16 protein-coding genes are annotated in these 20224 nt (G+C 57.0%); all 16 read right to left on the bottom strand.

Annotation, left to right across the window (positions count from 1 at the left end; all coding sequences use genetic code 11):
• Nucleotides 1-23: 23 nt before the first annotated feature.
• A complete protein-coding gene (ftsA, locus tag FLT43_RS26160; protein WP_087442162.1) occupies nucleotides 24-1268 on the bottom strand; it encodes a cell division protein FtsA in 1245 nt (414 codons plus the stop codon).
• A 238-nt stretch (nucleotides 1269-1506) separates the two neighbouring features.
• A complete protein-coding gene (locus FLT43_RS26155; RefSeq protein WP_087442161.1) occupies nucleotides 1507-2379 on the bottom strand; it encodes a cell division protein FtsQ/DivIB in 873 nt (290 codons plus the stop codon).
• 91 nt (nucleotides 2380-2470) lie between these two features.
• A complete protein-coding gene (murA, locus tag FLT43_RS26150; protein WP_087442160.1) occupies nucleotides 2471-3754 on the bottom strand; it encodes a UDP-N-acetylglucosamine 1-carboxyvinyltransferase in 1284 nt (427 codons plus the stop codon).
• Nucleotides 3755-3770: 16 nt separating this feature from the next.
• Nucleotides 3771-4679: a UDP-N-acetylmuramate dehydrogenase gene (murB, locus tag FLT43_RS26145; protein ID WP_087442159.1), complete on the bottom strand. Its 909-nt coding sequence runs from the start codon at nucleotides 4677-4679 to the stop codon at nucleotides 3771-3773.
• Nucleotides 4680-4981: 302 nt separating this feature from the next.
• Nucleotides 4982-6088: an undecaprenyldiphospho-muramoylpentapeptide beta-N-acetylglucosaminyltransferase gene (gene murG / locus FLT43_RS26140; RefSeq protein WP_087442158.1), complete on the bottom strand. Its 1107-nt coding sequence runs from the start codon at nucleotides 6086-6088 to the stop codon at nucleotides 4982-4984.
• Nucleotides 6089-6093: 5 nt separating this feature from the next.
• Nucleotides 6094-7191, bottom strand: coding sequence for a stage V sporulation protein E (spoVE, locus tag FLT43_RS26135; RefSeq protein ID WP_087442157.1), 1098 nt, complete (start codon nucleotides 7189-7191; stop codon nucleotides 6094-6096).
• A gap of 47 nt (nucleotides 7192-7238) precedes the next feature.
• The gene (gene murD, locus FLT43_RS26130; RefSeq protein ID WP_087442156.1) at nucleotides 7239-8666 is read right to left on the bottom strand and encodes a UDP-N-acetylmuramoyl-L-alanine--D-glutamate ligase; all 1428 of its coding nucleotides are present in this window, start codon (nucleotides 8664-8666) and stop codon (nucleotides 7239-7241) included.
• A gap of 3 nt (nucleotides 8667-8669) precedes the next feature.
• Nucleotides 8670-9632: a phospho-N-acetylmuramoyl-pentapeptide-transferase gene (gene mraY / locus FLT43_RS26125; protein ID WP_087442155.1), complete on the bottom strand. Its 963-nt coding sequence runs from the start codon at nucleotides 9630-9632 to the stop codon at nucleotides 8670-8672.
• A gap of 3 nt (nucleotides 9633-9635) precedes the next feature.
• Nucleotides 9636-11060 (bottom strand): UDP-N-acetylmuramoyl-tripeptide--D-alanyl-D-alanine ligase, encoded by a 1425-nt coding sequence (locus FLT43_RS26120; protein WP_087442154.1) that lies wholly within the window; start codon nucleotides 11058-11060, stop codon nucleotides 9636-9638.
• Nucleotides 11057-12553 (bottom strand): UDP-N-acetylmuramoyl-L-alanyl-D-glutamate--2,6-diaminopimelate ligase, encoded by a 1497-nt coding sequence (locus FLT43_RS26115; protein ID WP_087442153.1) that lies wholly within the window; start codon nucleotides 12551-12553, stop codon nucleotides 11057-11059. The genes FLT43_RS26120 and FLT43_RS26115 overlap by 4 nt, the downstream gene beginning before the upstream one ends.
• A 2-nt stretch (nucleotides 12554-12555) precedes the next feature.
• Entirely contained in the window at nucleotides 12556-14484 is a 1929-nt protein-coding gene (locus FLT43_RS26110; protein ID WP_087442152.1) for a stage V sporulation protein D, read from the bottom strand.
• 69 nt (nucleotides 14485-14553) lie between these two features.
• Nucleotides 14554-16743 carry a penicillin-binding protein gene (locus FLT43_RS26105; RefSeq protein WP_244194155.1) on the bottom strand — a complete coding sequence of 730 codons (2190 nt, stop codon included), beginning with the start codon at nucleotides 16741-16743 and terminating at the stop codon, nucleotides 14554-14556.
• Nucleotides 16744-16750: 7 nt separating this feature from the next.
• On the bottom strand, nucleotides 16751-17140 hold the full coding sequence (gene ftsL, locus FLT43_RS26100) for a cell division protein FtsL (protein ID WP_087442151.1): 390 nt from the start codon (nucleotides 17138-17140) through the stop codon (nucleotides 16751-16753).
• Between the two features lie 18 nt (nucleotides 17141-17158).
• A complete protein-coding gene (rsmH, locus tag FLT43_RS26095) occupies nucleotides 17159-18109 on the bottom strand; it encodes a 16S rRNA (cytosine(1402)-N(4))-methyltransferase RsmH (protein ID WP_087442150.1) in 951 nt (316 codons plus the stop codon).
• A 216-nt stretch (nucleotides 18110-18325) separates the two neighbouring features.
• Complete coding sequence (gene mraZ / locus FLT43_RS26090; protein WP_087442149.1) at nucleotides 18326-18757, bottom strand: division/cell wall cluster transcriptional repressor MraZ; 432 nt, start codon at nucleotides 18755-18757, stop codon at nucleotides 18326-18328.
• Nucleotides 18758-18872: 115 nt separating this feature from the next.
• Complete coding sequence (locus FLT43_RS26085) at nucleotides 18873-20051, bottom strand: DUF4349 domain-containing protein (protein WP_087442148.1); 1179 nt, start codon at nucleotides 20049-20051, stop codon at nucleotides 18873-18875.
• Between the last annotated feature and the right edge of the window lie 173 nt (nucleotides 20052-20224).

The raw sequence follows: 20224 nt of genomic DNA, 5'->3' as shown, positions 1-20224 counted from the left end.
GATGGCATGAAGTCAAACAAACTTTAAATAAATTCGCTAAACATATTTTTTAACCGTTCGATAAAACCAGGCTTGTTCGATGATTCTGCCGGAGCCGGCTTTCGTGCGGCTGCTTTCTTGGTGCCACCTGCACTGCGTGGTCGGACGGAGCGCATGACATGATGCAATACCCCAACACCACTTACGAATCCTGGATCGCGCACTCCAATATAATCAGGTACCGCAATCCGAACCGATGTCTGCAGCTCTGCCTGTGCGGCATTCAACACACCAGCCATAGAGACGGTACCTCCCGAAAGAATGTACCCGCCAGGAAGCTCTGTGAAACCTAGACGCTTCACTTCATTCTTCACAAGGTGAAAAATCTCTTGAACGCGAGGTTCAATGATATTCGCGAGGAATACTTGATCGAACTCCTTCTCCACGTTGCTGCCGATGCGGACGACTTTGAACACTTGGTCCTCCAACGCATCGTCCACCCAGGCGCAGCCGAACTTGAGCTTGACCTTCTCCGCCTGATCGGACATCGTCCGCAAGCCGTAAGCGATGTCGTTCGTGACGAAGTCGCCCCCGATGGGCAAGGTCGAAGTAGCTGCTAGCGTCCCGTCGCGGAACACGGCAATCGTCGTGGCGCCGGCACCTACATCGACCAATACCGAACCCATAAGCTTCTCATCTTTGGACAGTGCCAGATGTCCGCCGGCCAGAGACATCAGGACCAGTTCCTTGACATGCAGCCCCGCTCTCTCGACGCATCGGGTCAAATTATGTATCGCGGTCTTCGCCCCTGTAATAATCGTCGCATCCGCCTCGAGGCGGACTCCGATCATGCCGCGCGGATCATGGATGTCCTCCAGACCGTCAACCACATATTGCTTCGCAACGACGTCGATAATCTCCCGCTCCGGCGGGAGCGCAATGACTTCGGCCGCCTTCAGGACCCGGTCGATGTCTTCTTCACCAATCTCTCTATCCTCGTTCGAGACCGCGACGACGCCATGACTGGACTGGAGTCCGATATGATTGCCCGATATGCCAACGTACACTTCCGTAATCTCTATACCGACCATGCGTTCCGCATGCTCCACAGCATTACGAATGGATTGCACAGTCTGATCAATATCTACAATCGCACCTTTGCGAATACCTTCTGAATCAGCAGATCCAACGCCGATGATTTGCAGCGTTCCGTTGTTAATTTCTCCAATGATAGCACGCACTTTGGATGTACCGATGTCCAAACTCACAATGATGTCATTGCTGCTCAACCCGTGGCACCTCCTACTTCCCAGTCAATTGGTATGTTTGTATCCCCGGACACTCTCTATGTATTCAACAAAGGCTTGGTCATTCCCTCTTTTTTCTACACTTTTTTTAAAGACAAAATCCTTCCATTTGTCATGTGCCGCTTCCGGTCTGTCTTGTCTTCTATAATCTGAAAAATGCAGATCAAAAAGAAGGGGAGTTCAGGAAATACCATAAACTTTATTCTAGCATTTATTCCGTTTATTGAGTAGAGTTTTTTTCTTCATCCACATTTTGTTGTTCTTGTTCATCTTGCATGTTATTCTCATTATTTTCCTTATCTTGCTCATTTGTACTTGTTTGTTCCTCTTCTGCGCCGATTTCGTCAGGCTCATCCGGAAGACTGGAATACGGAATATACGAGTCGGCCTTGAGCATGGTTATCCGGCCGGGCTCCTGCGTCTCGACGACGCCGCTTAAATACGTGATCTTGTCGGGCAGCGCCGATACCGTCGTCACAACTTCGAATCCGGAACGCGTATACATCTTAATTCGGTCCGGGTACGAGGGAGACGGGAAGAAGCTAATCTCGGAAATGTCGGCCAGCAGCCCCTTCGGAATCTTGGCAAGCTGTTGGCTCAACTGCGCTCTCACCCCGGCTTGTCCGTCCCATTTGGTCAGCACAGGCTTCTCCAGCACGGTCTTCAGCTGCGTGCTCGGCTTCACGACGGTGCCGTTCTCCAGACAGGCCAGAACCTGTCCGTCCGCGCTCAATTCGAAGGCGACGGCGGCATATTCATGAACATATACTTCAACCACGCCAGGGAACTGCTTGACCAACTTCACCGATTTGACAAAAGGGAACTTGTCTTGAATTCGCGTGCTAATCGTTGCTTCCCTCGTACCGAAGAACGGCTCGCCGGGCTTCAGTCCGCTGACTTCGCCCAGTTCGTCCTTCGTCACGAAATGCTCTCCGATCCAGCGCACTTCCGTAACCTTGCTTATCGGGGAACGGAAGAACAGCACGACCAGCAGCACGATGCATAGAATGGACAGCAGCCAAATCAGCTTCGCAGCTGCGCGCTTCTTCTTCGGCGGCTTCCCTGGAAGCGGGGGAATACTACGTAAATGCAACCGCTCACCCCCTCCATTCTTTCTCCTTAAATGTTAGTTCGCCGTAACACCCACAATCCCCTCCTTGTTAGGGAGGGGACTCGCTGTAGCTCTATCCATTCGCAAGGTCAAGCCTAGGTACCGCAGCGAACCGCTCGATGTTCGCGCCAAGTCGGCTGAATATATGCTCAATCCGGTCATAGCCGCGATCAATATGATGAACATTCTCGATAACCGTTCGTCCCTGAGCGGCCAATCCCGCGATAACGAGGGCGGCTCCCGCGCGGAGGTCGGTAGCCTCCACTGTCGTGCCGTATAGCATAGACACGCCGCGAACGAACGCCGTGCTCAAATCGACGCGGATATCGGCACCCATGCGGGACAATTCATCCACATGCTTGAAGCGGCCCTCGAAGATCGTCTCCTTCAGCACGCTTACCCCGTCGGCAAGCGCCATCAACACCATCAGCTGCGATTGCAGATCGGTCGGGAATGCCGGATATGGCGATGTGACGATCCGGTCTACGGCCTTCACCCTGCCGAAGCTAGTTACATTGATTATACCATCACTCGTAGCGATCTGAACACCGGCACGGCGAAGAATGTGAATCAATGCGGTCAAATGTCCAGAATGCGCATTGGTCAGCGTCACCGCTCCCCTTGTCGCGGCAGCCGCAATCATCAGCGTGCCGGCTACGATCCGGTCAGGGATGATCGAATATTGGCAGCCGTACAGACTGGTGACGCCTTCAATCACGATTGTTCCGCTGCCGGCTCCGGTAACATTCGCCCCCATCTGATTCAAGAAGTTCTGCAGGTCGGTTATTTCCGGCTCCCGGGCGGCATTCGTGATGACGGTCGTGCCTTCCGCCAGCACGGCGGCCATCATTACATTCTCCGTCGCCCCCACGCTCGGGAAATCAAGATGGACGTCCGTTCCGACGAGCCGCTCCGCGCGGCATGTGACGCGGTGGCCGCATTGCTCCACTTCCGCTCCAAGCGCTTGCAGACCCCGTAAATGCAAATCGATCTTGCGTTCGCCGATGGCGCAACCGCCAGGCTGATAAATATGAACTTCCTTAAAACGCGCAAGCAGCGGCCCCATCAAAAAAATGGATGAGCGCATCTGTCGCATCAAATCTTCCGGCACATGGACCGAATGAGTACCGGCTGCATCCAATGTGACCGTATAACCGTCTTGAACGGCCCGACAGCCCAAGCGGCGCAAAATGTGCAGCATTACTTCAATGTCGAGTAATTGCGGAACATTATCGAGCTTGACGACACCGTCGGCCAGGATCGCGGCTGCTAAAATCGGTAAAGCGGCATTTTTGGCTCCATGGATACGAATGGTCCCCGATAAAGGCTTCCCACCCTCAATCACCAATTTGTCCAATGTATCACCTCCGTGATTACCGCTCACCCACCACCAACACTTCCGGCACCAACTCGACACCATATCGGTCTTTTATCGTTTGTTGGATGCGCTCCATCAGGGTGAGCACGTCTGACGCTGTTGCTTGCCCGGTGTTTACAATGAAATTGGCGTGTAACGTGGATACTTCAGCTCCGCCGATTCGGAATCCCTTCAGTCCGGCCTCTTCCACGAGCCGGGCCGAGAAGTCTCCTGGCGGGTTGCGGAACACGCTCCCCGCGCATGCGGCTTGCAGCGGCTGCGTCCGCAGACGCCGTTCCTTATTGGCTGCGTTCAAGGTTTTAATCTCATGCCGGTCTCCGTGCTCCAGCCGGAACGTCGCCTCCAGTACGATGCCCCTGATCTCGTGCAGCACGGTATGACGGTACGCGAACTTCATATCTTCCGTTCTGTATCGCACCAATTCCCCTGTCTCCAGTACAATCTCAGCAGATTCAAATATTCGTGACACGTCAGACCCGTGCGCGCCGGCATTCATATAGACGGCTCCACCGACCGTACCGGGAATGCCGCCCGCGTATTCCAGTCCCGACAACCCCATATTGCCGGTGAGCACGGACAGCTTGATGAAGGAAAGCCCGGCTCCGGCATGCACCAGATTGTCTTCCTGCCGGACATAATCAAGCGCCTGCCCGGTATGAATGACAACGCCTCGCACCCCTTTGTCGGATACGAGCATATTGGAGCCGCGCCCCAACGCCATCCATGGCAATTGCATGTCATGCAGCAGCCGGACAGTCTGAACGACCTGCTCTTTGCCGGCAGGCTCGACGAGCACATCCGCCGGACCTCCGATCTTCCAGGTCGTATACGGTGCAAGCGGCTCATTTACCTTGTACTTGCCCAAGTTCAATTCCGAATAACGGGTTATAAATTGCTGCAGCATATGATGAACCTCCTTAACCCAACTCATCCTGTCATCCGCGATAGACGATGCAACATCCGTGTCCGGCATGCGGCACTGGCTGTCACGATGTATAGGGTATCTTATGTAGCCGTAACACGTTGTGTGACAGGTGCCCAGATGGAAAGGGCGCGCCGCTTCGGCCATACGGGCCGTCCCGCTCGCGCCGGACAGCCCGCGACAAGTCTTGCTCGCCGCAGCCCTCTAACATGATGGCTCACCTGTGCGCAGCGACAGCTCTGCCCTCCCGGCACCTGGTCCGAGACGCAAGAATCGGGCAAGGTTCACTTGCCCGTCAATCGTTCCAATTCAATTGCGACGCGCTCCGCGGCATCCGGTTGGCCGAACGCTTTGGCTCGTGCCGACATTCGGCTGCACGCCTTCTCATCGTTCATCAACCGCTTGATCGTATCGAAGAGCGCCGTCGAGCTGAGCTCCCGCTCCAGCATCATGATGGCCGCCCCGGCGTCCGCCAGCGATCGCGCATTGGCCTCCTGATGGTTGTTCGTCACATTGGGCGACGGGATCAGCACCGACGGGATGCCAAGCGATGTCAGCTCTGCCAGCGAGGAGGCCCCCGCCCGGCTTACCGCAAGCGTCGTCGCGGCCAGCACCTCCGGCATATTGCCGATATAGGGAAGCACATGCAGATGATTGCGGACGGACTCGCTCGATTTGAGGACGGCTGCCCGCGTATGCTCATAATAATGCTGACCGGTAACATAGACGAAATGAACGTCCGGCAGCTGCTTCAGCAGCGGGACCATGCCAATCATCGCCTGATTCACCGCCTGTGCGCCGCGGCTGCCGCCAACGATAAGCACGACGCGGCTGTCCATTGGCAGGCCGAGCGAGGCGAAGCCCCGTTCCCGGTTCGCTTGCGCGACCGCGGTCGCCCGCGGATTGCCCGTGTAGACGACCTGCTTCGCCTTCTTGAAATAGCCGGCCGATTGCTCGAAGCTGACCGCCACCGAGCTGACATAACGGCTAAGGAACTTGTTGGTCAGTCCAGGAATGACATTCTGTTCATGGACGACCGTCGGGATGCCTAGCTTGGCTGCCGCATAGACGACCGGCCCGCATACATACCCTCCGGTTCCGATGACGACATCCGGTTTGAATTCGGTCAGCATCGCCTTCGCCTTGCTCACGCCCTTCAGGAAGCGCATGACTGTTTTGACGTTGTCAAACGAGATCTTGCGGCGAAATCCGGTAATTTCAATGGAGGCAAAAGGGAGGCCTTCCTCAGGAACAAGCCGGCTCTCCAGGCCTTTATCGGTTCCAATATATAAAAAAGTGCAGTCGGGATAGCGTTTCTCGCATTCCCTCGCGATGGCGACAGCCGGATAAATATGTCCACCCGTGCCGCCGCCGCTGAGCACGACGCGCATCTCGTTCACCTCGCATAACGTGATATGTTCAACAAGATGCCTAGTGAAGTCAGCATCAATGTCAAGGAAGAGCCGCCATAGCTGATTAACGGCAGCGTAATGCCTGTCACCGGCATCAAGCCGATGACGACGCCAATATTGATAAGAACCTGCACGGCTACGATGCCGACGATGCCGGCGGCCAGCAGACTGCCGAACGTGTCAGGGGCCGTCATGGCCGCCCGCATGCCGCGCCATACTAGAATTAAGAATAGCATTAATACGGTGACGCCGCCAATGAAACCAAGCTCTTCCGCCAATATGGAAAAGATAAAATCGGTCTGCGGCTCTGGCACATAATTGTATTTCTGACGGCTCGCCCCCAAGCCGAGGCCCACCAATCCGCCCGGGCCAATCGCATACAGCGACTGGATCGACTGATAACCCGCACCGAGCGGGTCCTGCCACGGATCGAGAAAGGCGGTTATGCGCTGCAAACGATAAGGTGCCGCCAGAATCAGGCCGACGAACCCGGCCACCCCGACGAGGGCAAGCGAGGCCAGATGCTTAATCTGCGCCCCTCCCGTGAAGATGAGCAGCAGCGAAGCGCCCATCATGACCGTGCCTGTCCCCAGATCCGGTTGAAGCATAATGAGCCCGAACGCCGTTGCCATCACTCCGAGCGGCGGGAGCAGCCCGGTCATGAACCGCTCGATTCTTGTCTGCTCGTCCGACAGCGTTTTGGCCAAAAAGATAATCATGCCCAATTTCATGAACTCCGAAGGCTGGATGCCGAACGATCCGATGCCGAGCCAACTGCGCGCCCCGCCCCGGACATCTCCGATGCCCGGGATAAGAACGATGATAAGCAACCCGAAGCAGATCAGCAATCCAACCTTCGCATACCGGGACCATATCCGGTAATCGGTGTTCATCGTTACGAACATGGCAGCCAGTCCAAGTACGGCGAACAGCAGCTGCCGCTTGACGAAATAATACGAGTCGCCGTAATCGTGAAAGGCGATGATGGCGCCGGCACTATACACCATGACAATTCCTATCGCCAGCAAAGAGAGAATGGATCCGATAAGCCACAAATCGGGAGCGGTCCGTGCTTTGACCATTGCGGTACACCTCGTTGGACAATGTAGGGGCTTGAACACCCCCCTACTTAAAGACTATGCACCGCCGCCTTAAACATTCGTCCGCGCTCTTCATAGGAAGGGAACATATCCCAGCTCGCGCAAGCCGGCGACAGCAGCACGACATCTCCCGGCTGGGCATAGCCGGCCGCCAGACGCACCGCTTCCGAGACGGCTTCCGTTGCATTATCTACATTGTCGACGACCGCCACGTTCGTTAAACCCGCCTTGGCGGCGATAGCCGCCAGAATCTCCCTCGTCTCGCCCATCGTGACGACAGCAGTGGCCCGCTCCTTCAGAACCGGAACCAGCTCCAGGAACTCAAGCCCGCGATCCAGGCCGCCGGCAATCAGGACGACCGGCGCTTGGAACGCCTCCAGCGCCATCAGCGTAGCCTTCGTGTTCGTCGCCTTGGAGTTGTTATAGTACGATGCCCCGTTCACCTCGCCCACGTATTCGAGGCGATGCTCCACGCCCCGGAACGATCGGAGCGGCTCCGCCAGCGCCGCAGGTTCGGCACCCGCCGCAATCGATATGGCAACGGCCGCCAAGGCGTTGTCCACATTGTATCGCCCGGACACGCCGATCTCCCGCACGCCGATAATCGGATGCAATTGCCCCGCCTCATCCGCATACACCAATTGGCGTTCTTCCTCCTCCCCGCCGCCGGACGATTCTGCGTAAGGGGGCTCGACGTATACGCCGCATTCGACGCGCCGCGTGGACGACACCCACCAGATCCGGGCGCCAATGTCCGGAGCGAGCGCACGGCAGGTCGCGTCGTCCGCATTGAGCACGGCGACATCTCCATTCGCCATATTGCGGAACAAGCGGGCCTTGGACTGGACATAATCCTCCATCGTCCCATGGTAATCCAAATGGGTCTCCGACATGTTCAGCAAGCTGGCGACACGCGGACGGAAGGCGGATGTCCCCTTGAGCTGGAAGCTGCTCAGCTCCGCAACCAGCACGTTGTCCGCACCAGCTTCCCCGGCAGCCTGACATAGCGGCGTGCCGATATTGCCGGCGACGATCGGATGAAGACCGGCCGCTTCGAGCATATTGCCGACCCAGGTCGTCGTGGTCGTCTTCCCGTTGCTGCCCGTGATGCCGATGATTGGCGCCGAACTGAGATGATAAGCGACCTCCACCTCGGTCACAACCTCAATGCCGAGCGCAAGCGCCTGGCGCACAGGCGGCGCCGAATACGGAATGCCCGGATTTTTGACGACCAGTTGAACGCTGGCGTCCAGCAGATCGTCCGGGTGATGGCCGCACACAACACAAATGCCCAAAGCTTCCAGCTCCGAAGCTTCAGGGCATTTGTCGCGTTCTTTCTTATCATTGACGGTGACGAGGGCGCCGCGTTCATGAAACGTCTTAGCCACACCAACGCCGCTCTTGGCCAGGCCGAGAACGACGACGCGCTTACCTTGGTACATATCTGGATGTTCCATCTGCTACAACCCCTTGTTGATCCATAATCCAAGTCCCGCGAGCACGATGCCCGCGAGCCAGAAGGTGATGACGACACGCCATTCCGACCAGCCGGACAACTCGAAATGATGATGAATCGGACTCATTTTGAATACGCGCTTGCCCCGCGTCTTGAAGGAGACGACTTGAATGACGACGGACAGCATCTCGATGACAAATATGCCGCCGATGACGAGGAACAGCAGCTCCGTTTTCGTCAAAATCGCAATCGCCCCGATGGCGCCCCCGATGCCGAGCGAACCGGTATCGCCCATGAACACCTTGGCCGGATGCGCATTGAAGACGAGGAAGCCGAGCACGGCGCCGATCATGGCTGCCGCGCATACCGCGGCCGCGATCTCGGACAGCTGCATCGCGATGAGCGCGAAGGCTGCCAGCGCGATCGCGCTTGTGCCGGATAGCAGGCCATCCAGACCGTCCGTGAAATTGACTGCATTGCTAATCGCCAGCATCATCAAAATGATGAACGGATAATAGAACCAGCCCAGATCAAAGCCCCAGGACGTGCCCGGAACCGCCAGCACGGTGCTGTGATTCGACTGCCACAGCAGCACGCAGATCACGGCAGAGCACGCGAGCTGCCCGATCAGCTTTTGTCTTGCGGTCAGGCCGAGCGAACGCTTGAACACGATTTTGATATAATCGTCAAGAAATCCGATCAGTCCGAAGCCGAGCGTCGCGATGAGCAGTACATAAAAATCAATGTCTGTTACTGAAAATTTCAGAAAAGAAAGTGTAAAGGCGAGCAAAATAATGGCGCCGCCCATCGTAGGTGTACCTGCTTTTTTCAAATGGCCTTGCGGGCCGTCATCGCGGACCTGCTGTCCGAACTTGAGCCTGCGAAGCAGCGGAATGGTTAGCGGACCGAGGATGACAGCCAAGATGAAAGATACGCCCATTGTCATTAACATCAATTTGAAGTCCAATCCCTACACCTCCCGTAGCCCCACAGACGAATCCGTGTTACGGATCCAGTCATTTACAACTTCTTCAAGTTTCATTCCCCGGGATGCTTTGACGAGCACGATATCGCCGGGTTTCACTTCTTGCTTCAGATAGGCTTTCAAAGCCATTTTATCTTGGAACGAGTGCACGGACTCGGCCGGCAGCGACCGGCGGGCCCCGTCGGCGATATGCTGGCCCAGTTCACCGTACGTAAGCACCACATCGACCTTATCCAACGTAAGCTCAGCTCCAATCTCGAAATGGAGCGCCGCTTCCTGCGGTCCCAGCTCCAGCATGTCGGCCAGCACGGCGATGCGCCGCCCGCCCTTCATGTCGGCCAGCACGGACAAGGCCGCCCTCATCGAGGTCGGGCTCGCATTGTAGGCGTCATTCAGCACGATCCAGCCTTCCGGCGTGACATGCCGCTCGAAGCGCATGCCGCTGATGCTCGCCCCGGCCAGGCCTGCGGCAATCTGTTCGTCCGTCAGGCCGAAGCGGCGCCCAACCGCCAGAGCAGCCATGGCGTTCATTACATTATGCTGCCCCAGGAGCGGGATATGGAAGACAGACTCGCCTTGTCCGCTGACGGAAGGTACTGCGAATGCCATGCCGGTGTCATCGCCGTTTATACGCGACAGCCGCAGCTCGCATCGTTCGCCCAGACCGAAGCGCAGCAAGCGAATGCATTCCCCCGGCTCCCGTTCGGACAGCGCCAGATCGACAAGCGGTTCGTCTCCGTGGCATACGAGCAGGCCGCCGTCGCATAATCCGGCCGTAATCTCCAGCTTCGCCCGGGCGATCTCCTCCCTGCTGCCGAGCTGAAGCAGATGGGCATCCCCGATATTGGTGATAATGGCCACATCCGGTCTCGCCAGCTTCGAGAGCAGCTCGATCTCTCCCCGGCCGCTCATGCCCATCTCGAGCACGGCAATCTCCGTCTCCGGCGGCATCGCGAGCACCGTCAGCGGAAGCCCGATATGATTGTTGAAGTTCCCATCGGTCTTATGTACCCGATATCGTTGCGACAAGACGGATGCAACCAGATCCTTCGTCGTCGTCTTGCCGTTGCTCCCGGTAACGGCGACCACCTTGACCTGGCCTTCCGCGAGATAAGCGGCAGCCAGCCGCTGCAGCGCCGTGTAAGTGTCCTCCACGACAATAAGCGGCGCGGAAGCGCCGGGAAGCGCCCGATCCGCCTGCCAGAGCGATCCGGCCGCCCCGGCCCGCAGCGTCTCCTCTACATAGGCGTGGCCGTCGAATCGTTCACCGGCGAGGGGAACGAACAGTCCTCCTGGCAAGACGGAGCGGGAATCGGTAAATACGCCGCGCACCTTCGTCTGGCCTGCAGACGGATCGGCCAATGTTCCGCCGCACAGCTCCGCTATATGTTCCAAGGTTGTCTCTATCACTGCACTTTTCCCCTTATCGCTTCATTTGCTACTAGGCGGTCATCGAAATCCAAGGTTTCGCGGCCGATAATTTGATACGTCTCATGCCCTTTCCCCGCAATCAATACTACATCGTGCGGGCTTGCCATATCAATAGCCTTCGCAATGGCAGCTCTTCGGTCAACGATGCATTCATAACGGTCCCGGCCCACCTCAATCTCTGTCAGCCCCCGTTCGATGTCTTCTAGAATCCGCTCGGGATTCTCGGTGCGCGGATTATCGGACGTAATGATAGAGTAGTCGGCATAACGGGCCGATATCTGGCCCATAATCGGCCGCTTCGTCCGATCGCGGTCTCCGCCGCAGCCGAAGACAGAGATGATGCGGCCTTGCGCGAATTCCTTAACGCTCTGAAGCACATTCTCGAGGCCGTCCGGAGTATGGGCATAATCGACGATGACCGTATACGGCTGCCCGGCCTCCACCGCCTCGACACGGCCGGCAACGCCCGGCAACGCTTCGAGGCTGGCGCAAATGTCTTCCAGCGCGATGCCTTCGATCAGCCCGACCGCGATGGCGGCGAGCGCGTTGCAGACATTGAACTTGCCGACCATGCGAAGCTGCACGTCGGCCGAGCCGTGGAACGTATGGACGCGGAAGCTCGTTCCCTTGCCGTTCATGCGGATGTCCTCCGCCCGAATATCGGCAGACGCCGATAAGCCATACGTCAGCGTCTCTGCCGTGGTCATCTTGGCGAAATGCGCCGCTGCCGGATCGTCCGCGTTCAGCACGGCATAGGAACGCTCTGCCTCTTGCTCGGAGAACGTGTTCCCGAGCCGGGAGAACAGCAAGCCCTTGGCGTCGCGGTACGATTCCATCGTCTCATGGTAATCGAGATGATCCTGGGTCAGGTTCGTGAATACGGCTGTCCGGAAGCGGCAGCCATCCACGCGGCCTTGATCGAGCGCATGAGAAGAGACCTCCATCGCGACGGCCTCCACGCCGCAGTCGGCCATATCCCGCAGCGAACGCTGCAGCTCAAGCGCGTTCGGCGTCGTGCCCGACATCGGCAGCTTGCGCCCGTCATAGCGCATCTCGATCGTGCCGATCACGCCGCTTTTGCGGCCGGCGTCCGTCAATATCCGCTCTATCAGATAAGTTGTTGTCGTCTTGCCGTTCGTTCCCGTCACGCCGATCAGCTTCAAGTCCCGGCTCGGCGAACGGTAGAAGGCATCAGCCAGCACCGCAAGCGCATGACGGGCATTACGAACGATGAGCTGGGGAACCGGAAGCGGCAGTTCCCGCTCCACGACAAGCGCGGCTGCCCCCTTTTCCACGGCTTGCTCCGCATAACGGTGACCGTCATCCGCCGTGCCCGAGATGCAGAAGAACAGATCGCCCGGCCGGACATGGCGCGAATCCACCGCCAATCCGGTTACCGCCGTAGCCTCGTCTCCTGTATATCTCACATTCAGCATTCGCTTGCATGCTTCGGACAATCGCATTTCCTGCATAGTTATTCCTCCGTCTCTGTACCCATGTAGATGCGGATGGTCGCTCCCCGCTCCACACGGGTTCCCGGCTTGGGCGCCTGGTGTATGACCGTGTTGCCCGTGCCGGATTTGGCCAGTTGAAAATTCATGTTCATGTCTTCGTAAATATCGGTCAGCGTCTTGCCGACCAGATTGGGAACCGCCACAATCGGCGTCTCATGGTATCTATATTCGCGGGGGACTTGTTTCTGACGCGGTTCCACTCCCATGTAATGGAGCGCGTCCTCCATGATTCTCTTCACGATAGGAGCGGCAATCAGCCCGCCGAACTGAATCCCTTGCGGATTGTCCACCGCCGTGTAGATGACGATCTTCGGATCGTCCGCCGGAGCGAACCCGACAAAAGACACGATATGCTCATTCGGCGAATAACGTCCGTTCACAACCTTTTGCGCTGTGCCCGTTTTTCCTCCGACCCGGTAGCCGTCGATGAACGCGTTGCGTCCCGAGCCTTGGGCGACGACATGCTCCAGCGCGTCCCGCACCTTCGCCGACGTCTCCGGCGAGATGACCTGCCGGACCAGCTGCGGCTCGACTTCATCGATGATCATCCCCGTCTCGGGATGCTCGAACGACTTCGCCACATGAGGACGGTACAGCTTGCCTCCGTTGATCGTCGCCGAGACGGCGGCAATCTGCTGGATCGGCGTAACCGAGACACCCTGTCCGAACGAGGTCGTCGCCAATTCGACCGGACCGACCCGGTTCAGCTTGAACAGAATTCCCGTCGCTTCCCCGCTCAAGTCGATGCCCGATTTTTGCCCGAAGCCAAAATTCCGTATGTACTCAAACAGCGTCTCCTTGCCTAACCGCTGTCCCAGCGTGACAAAGCCGGGGTTGCACGAATTGCCGACCACCTGGAGGAAGGTCTGGCTGCCGTGACCGCCTCTCTTCCAGCAGCGGAGCCGGGCGCCCCCGACCTCGATGCTCCCGGGATCAAAAAAATGCTCGTTGTACAAATCGACCTTGCCTTCCTGAAGCGCCGCGGCGAGCGTAATAATCTTGAAGGTAGAGCCCGGCTCGTACGTCATCCAGATCGGCAGGTTGCGGTTGTACACCTCCGAGGAATACTCCTTGTACCTCCCCGGTTCATAATTCGGGCGGCTCGCCATCGCCAATATCTCGCCGTTGTTCGGATCCATCGCAATCGAGATGATATGCTTCGGCTTCAATTCGAGCATCGCCTGATCAAGTTCCCGCTCCATTATTGTCTGTATTTGCTTGTCAATCGTCAATTGCAAATTTAATCCATCTCGCGGCGGGGCGTACGTCTCCGAGGAGTTCGGCATCTGTCGGCCCTTCGCGTCGGACAGGTAAGAGACGCTTCCCTGCAGCCCGCTGAGCGCGTCATTGTACTTCTGCTCGATGCCCGTCAGCCCTTGGTTGTCGATCCCGGTGAAGCCGAGAATATGGGAGGCCAGATCTCCGAATGGATAATATCTTTTATTATCCTCTGCCACGACAATGCCGGGCAAGTTCATTTCCCGCACCTGCTGCGCCGTTTCGAGCGATATTTTGCGGCCCCCCGGCTTAATATGGACGATAGACCTGCGTACCTTAATCATCCGTTCGACATCTTCCGTTTTCATCTGCAGCACCGGCGCCAGCCGGGCAGCCGTCGCTGCGGCATCCTGAATCTGGGCAGGGACGGCCATAATCGTCGGGGAGGTAACGTTATAGGCGAGACGCACCCCGTTCCGATCGAGCACTTCCCCGCGCTTGGCCGTAACCGGGATGTCTCTGCGCCATAATTCCTCCGCCTTGGCCGTAATTTCCCCGCCCTCCCACAGCTGGACATAGGCAAGACGAACGACGAGCGCAAGAAAGCCGAGAGACACGAGTCCGATGCCGATGAACAGCCGCTTGCGGACCGTGACACTGGATAATTTCACGGTAACCCCTCCTTTGTCCCACTTGGGTTCATAACCAACCTATTCGGGACAACCAGGGGATAGAACAAGCTATGGCCTTCTTGGCTCCAATTTTATGTCGACGATGCGCTTGCCGTTGTCTGTCGAGGCTTTCTGCTCGGTCACGTAGCCTTCTCCCTCGATCCGCACCTCGATGCCCAGCAGCGAGGCAATTTCCATGACATCGCGCAGCGATTTGCCTTTCATATCCGGCATTTTCAGATTTTCCGGCTCATCGGTCAGCAGATAGATCCGCTGGCCGGAGCCCAAATATTCGCCCGGCGCCGGGAATTGGCGCTTCACTTCCTTGCCTGCGCCGACCGTCTGGAAGACGATGCCCTGCTCCGCCAGCCGCTTCTTCGCTTCATGCGGCTTCAGCCCTTGAATATTCGGCGCCTTGACCAGCCGGATCGGGCCTTCGGATTTGCCCGGTTCACCCGGCTTCATCTCATGGGATGTCGGCACGCCCATATAGCGCAGCGATTTGGAGACGATGTTTTTGAAAATAATCGGCGAGACGAAGCCGCCGCCCTCCCAATATTTCTGCGGATCGTCGACGACGACGATGACTGCGATGCGGGGATCCTCCACCGGGGCAAACCCGAGGAAGGACACGACCGCGCGCGTGGAGTCGTACTCCCCATTAATCGGCTTGAGTGCGGTTCCCGTCTTGCCTGCGACCCGGTAGCCTTCGATATACGCGTTCCGGCCGGTCCCGATCTCCTGATCGGCGACAACCTGCTCCAAATATTCGCTGACCTGCTTGGCAATATTTGGATCGATCACTTGCCGTACCACTTCCGGCTCCCGCTCGGTCACTTCGCCGGTCACCGGGTCCTCGATCTTCTTCACGATATGCGGCTTCATCAGCTTGCCGCCGTTTGCCACGGCCGATGCGGCCATGAGCTGTTGAATCGGCGTAACTTTGATCTGGCCGTGGCCGTACGAAGCCGCCGCGACGTCCGCGGGATAAGTGAACTGAACGAAGCCCTCGTATTCCCACGGAATCTCGATGCCCGTCTTTTGCCCGAAGCCGAATTTGTCGATATAGGACTTGAACCGCTCCTCCTTCAGCATCTCGAAGCCGAGCTTGACGAAGGCGACGTTACTGGAACGCTTCAAACCTTCCAGATACGTGATCGTGCCCCACGTCGTATTGACGTCATGAATAGGAAGGCCGCCCGCATAAATTTTCCCCGATTGGAAATAGGCCTCTGGATCGAACAGCCCTTCCTGAACGGCCGCCGCGAGCGTCACGATCTTAAATGTCGACCCCGGCTCATAACCGCCCTGCACCGCCGGGTTGAAGAAGGCGCGCTCATTGTCGAAATCCCAATACGAATTCGGATTGAACGTCGGCATGTTCGCCAGGCCCAAAATGTCGCCGGTCTTCGGATCCGCGGCGATAACCGTAATCGTATGCGGGGAGTATTCATTATACACTTTCCGGATCTCTTCCTCGATATATTGCTGGATCGTGCGATCGATCGTCAAATACATATTGTCCCCGTCCTGAGCGGGTGTGTAAATCTCTGACGCCTTCGGGAGCTTGTTGCCCATTCGATCCTTCTCATACTGGATAGACCCGACTATACCGGCCAATTGCTCATCATACAATTCCTCGATGCCGCCGACCGGTTTTCCGGTTTTGTCGGTATAACCGAGGACGTGGGCAGCCAGGTTGTTTTTGGCGTAGAACCGCTTGACCTCCGGCATCAGGTACAGGCCGATATCCTGTTGTTTCGTCTTTTCTTTGAGCGAGTCCGTGAAGTCGCGCAGCTTCTGCGCGGTCTCCTCTTCGATCTTCCAGCCCTCGTTCCGCACCTCACGATGAATCAAATACTTTCCGGTCTCCGTACTTTTTTTGCGGACAATGTCATAGAGCTCGTTCTCCGGCTTGCCCAGCACCTTGTGCAGCTCCTGGACGATAAGCCGCTCCACATCAATATCCTGCTCGACCAATTTATCGAGCGTTTTCAGTTCCTGAATCAGACTCGGATTGACAGCGACCGTATACGCAGGGGCATTCATGACGAGCACTTCCCCGTTCTGATCATAGATCGTTCCGCGCGCCGGAGAGAGCGTCTTCTGCGTAGACCACGAGTTTTTGGCCAGCTCCATCCAGAAATCTTGATTCCACACTTGATACCAAAACAGACGGGTCACGATGACAATAAAAAAGAGGGTGAATAAGCCCCCTATTGTCAACGTGCGCAACTTGATTCGTTTGACCATCTTCATCCCTCGTTCAATCCTTGCCTATGGCTTGTTTGTATACTTGAATCTCTAGCGGCGTCTCGGGAAAGACAAGCCCGTTCTTCCGCGCGATCTCTTCAACCCTCTTCCAGTCCGACAGCTTCTCGACCTCCACTCTCAACACGGAGGTCTGATCCTGGAGCGATACTGTCTCCCGCTTCAAATTCTGGATCTGGCGGTTCGTGTCATAGATCTGGGCATATCGCCCGATAAGAACGAGCGCAACGGCCGTGCACAATAGAATGGTCAGCAGATACAACAGCTTCTCCCTCGTCGGCAATGTGTTCTTGCGGACGACGGTCTTAGTTGTCTGGCGAACCTTGGGCCTCGGCTGCTGCTGTCTCTCTGGCCGGACGGCCAAATTACCGCGAGTATAAGCCATCTTCTGCTCTCCCCCTCATTACAATTTCTCGGCAACCCGTAATCTCGCGGATCGAGAACGCGGATTGCGCTCCAACTCTTCCGCGCTCGGCACAATCGGCTTGCGCTTCGGCAACGTCAATATATCCTGCTTGCCGCAGGCGCACATCGGCAGATCCGGCGGACAGGTGCAGCGATTCATATATTGGTTGAATGTCTGCTTGCATATCCGATCCTCCAAGGAATGGAAGGTAATGACAGCGACCCTTCCGCCCGGCTTCAAGCAACGGATTGCTTGATGGAGCGCCTGCTCGAACGCGCCCAACTCGTCGTTGACGGCGATGCGGAGCGCCTGGAAGCTGCGCTTGGCCGGATGGCCTCCGGTCCTTCGGGTTGCCGCCGGAATCCCGGCCTTCACCAGATCGGCCAGCTCTCCGGTCGTCTCGATCGGATGATCCGCTCTCGCTTCCGCGATGCGGCGGGCGATGCGGCGTGAAAATTTCTCCTCCCCATATTCGAACAGGATCCGGGCAATCTCCTCTTCTGGCCACTCATTCACAATCTCGCGAGCCGTCAGCGAAGTGCCCCGATCCATACGCATGTCCAGCGGCGCGTCATGCTGATAGCTGAAGCCCCGCTCACCTTCATCAAGCTGCGGCGACGATACCCCGAGGTCGAACAGGATGCCGTCCACCTGAGGAACGCTATCCACAAGCGGCGCTTCCGCCTGTCGCAGCGCGTCTTCGATATGACGGAAATTCGTCTTGATCATCGTCACCCGATCAAGGCAGGGAGCCAGCACATTCGCAGCATTCTCCAAAGCCCAATCGTCCTGATCGAGCGCGATAAGCCGGCCGTCCGCGGACAGCATGGATGCAATGGCGGAGCTGTGTCCTGCCCCTCCCAGGGTGCAATCAACATAGATGCCGTCAGGGCGCACATTCAGCCCGTTCACAGCCTCCTCTTTCAACACAGTTATATGGTGAAACACATGTTATTCCTCCTAGTTCTTCCTGTTCCCGTCTATGTTGTCTGTCCTCTTGTCACGGTTCGCTACCCCTAGAAATGGAGGTTCAAAAAAGCCGGTTTTCTACAGGAAACATACTTGCTGAAGCATACGACTTTCAAGAGTGAGTGCAAGATTCGATGCCGAGTTGCTTCCTGAATCGCTTCGTAATCATCAGCAGAATTCTTTTTGAACATTCTCTTAAAAATCAAAGTCAACCAAAGTCTCAGCCATTTCTTCAAAGGTGGACGCGGACTGCTGTACATAGTGTTCCCAAGCGTCCTTGCTCCAAATCTCCACCCGGCTCTGCACGCCGATAATCATGCATTCCTTGTCCAGCTTGGCATGCTGCCGCAGATGGGCGGGAATGTTGATCCGGCCCTGCTTGTCCCACTCGCATTCGGTAGCGCCGGAGAAGAAAAAGCGGGTAAATGCCCGCGCGTCCGCCTTCATCAAGGGCAGTGCCTTCAATTTCTGTTCGAGCAGGCCCCATTCTTCCATCGGGTAGACGAACAGACATTGATCCAGGCCACGCGTTAGTATGAAGGTAGAGCCCAAGGAGTCACGCAGCTTGGCGGGAATGATCAGGCGGCCTTTGTCATCGATGCTATGTTGATATTCACCCATGAACACCTGCCACCACTCCTCCCCCTAAATCCACCACGATGCCCCACTTTCCCCCACACCAAAAGAATACTTCGCCGTAAATATAAAAAATCCTGCTTGTGAGCAGGATTTTTATTTCTTATTACTTTTTGTCCTGGCTATCGGGTTCAGTACTTCTTGCTCCAGCCGCTCGTCCCTTTTCCTCCGCTTCCGCCGGAACGACAGCCGATGCCGGCACCATGGCTTCCGCAGCGGGACCTTCGCCCGCTTCTGGCCTGCCATCTGCTCCCTCGGCCGGCTCTTCACCCGCTCCCGCGTGTCCCGCGTGCCGTTGTTGCTTAACCTCGCCCGGATGTCCGGGGAAGCGCGATTGCGGATGCCGCCTCCGGCCTCTTCTCCGCTTCACAAGCAGCCAGATCGGAACACCGACGATGGCGGCAGCGCAGGCAAATGGAAGCAGCGCCGTCAAAAATAAAATAAGGACTTGAACGAACTGGACCAGCGTCTCCCAACTTTGAACGAGCGTATTCGCCATCCGGGTACCGAATGCATGTTTCAAGCCCTGCACCACAGGGGCGTTAACCGGCTGATACAGTCTCATATTGACGGTCGACATGGCCACATGGTTATCCAGATACCGCTTGCGCCCGACAATCTGCTCAATGTCCGACTGCACGGACCCGAGCTCGCTGGAGAACTGGACCAGATCGTCCGCACTCGTCGCCTTCTCCATGAACGCCAGCAGCCGGGCTTCCATGGCGCGCCGCGCAGTCAGCCTCGCTTCCAGATCAACGTACTCCTCCGTCACGTCATTGGCCGAGTATTCGCGGTGATAATCGAGCGCTTCCCATGTTCCCAGCTCATCAAGAAAGGCGGTGAACCCTGCCGCAGGCACCTTTATAACGAAGGATCCCCCACGCTCGCTCTCCGACTCCTGATCGGAGAACTGCAGCACATATCCATTCGAGCGTTCCACCAATTGCTGCAGCCGCTGCTTGGCAGCTTCATAACTTTTGACCTCCATGCGGATATCCGCCTCATAGATCAGCTTCCGATCGGCGGGAACGAGGCTCGCTTTATCCTGCTTGGCGAACCCGGCTCCGGCAGGCGACAAGCTCTCCGACTTATCCATGGCCGCTTCCGATTGGTTCATGACCGCTCCAGCCTCGGAGGCTTGATCGGACGAGACTGCTCCGCAGCCGGCCGCGAGCGCGAGCATGAGCATACCGAGCAGAAGCGCTCCGAAGCGGGCAAGCTGCCTCATTCGGCTCTCGCGCGCCTTTTCTTTGTTCTTCCCCTTCCTAAGCCTGTTCTCTGACATACCCCATACTCCCCCTTTGATTGTGCATGTCGTCTTCCGAACAATTCTGGATGCAACCGCAATCTGTACCTTACTTAACGGAATATGGAAATCGAATGTTGCAGGAGGCGTTGATGGGAATCCATTCAGCGATATGCAAAAAAGACCGCCCGCCTTCTGTGCCTTCAATGAAG

Source organism: Paenibacillus thiaminolyticus, from assembly GCF_007066085.1.
GTDB classification, from domain to species: domain Bacteria; phylum Bacillota; class Bacilli; order Paenibacillales; family Paenibacillaceae; genus Paenibacillus_B; species Paenibacillus_B thiaminolyticus.
This window is presented reverse-complemented; position numbering and strand designations above follow the sequence as displayed.

Excerpts from the sequence above, each read along its gene's own strand:
- murG (WP_087442158.1), bottom strand. The coding sequence starts at position 6,088 with ATGCGCGTCGTGCTCAGCGGCGGCGGCACGGGTGGACATATTTATCCG.
- FLT43_RS26105 (WP_244194155.1), bottom strand. The coding sequence starts at position 16,743 with ATGAAGATGGTCAAACGAATCAAGTTGCGCACGTTGACAATAGGGGGC.
- FLT43_RS26085 (WP_087442148.1), bottom strand. The coding sequence starts at position 20,051 with ATGTCAGAGAACAGGCTTAGGAAGGGGAAGAACAAAGAAAAGGCGCGC.
- ftsL (WP_087442151.1), bottom strand. The coding sequence starts at position 17,140 with ATGGCTTATACTCGCGGTAATTTGGCCGTCCGGCCAGAGAGACAGCAG.
- spoVE (WP_087442157.1), bottom strand. The coding sequence starts at position 7,191 with ATGGTCAAAGCACGGACCGCTCCCGATTTGTGGCTTATCGGATCCATT.
- murB (WP_087442159.1), bottom strand. The coding sequence starts at position 4,679 with ATGCTGCAGCAATTTATAACCCGTTATTCGGAATTGAACTTGGGCAAG.
- FLT43_RS26115 (WP_087442153.1), bottom strand. The coding sequence starts at position 12,553 with ATGCAGGAAATGCGATTGTCCGAAGCATGCAAGCGAATGCTGAATGTG.
- murD (WP_087442156.1), bottom strand. The coding sequence starts at position 8,666 with ATGGAACATCCAGATATGTACCAAGGTAAGCGCGTCGTCGTTCTCGGC.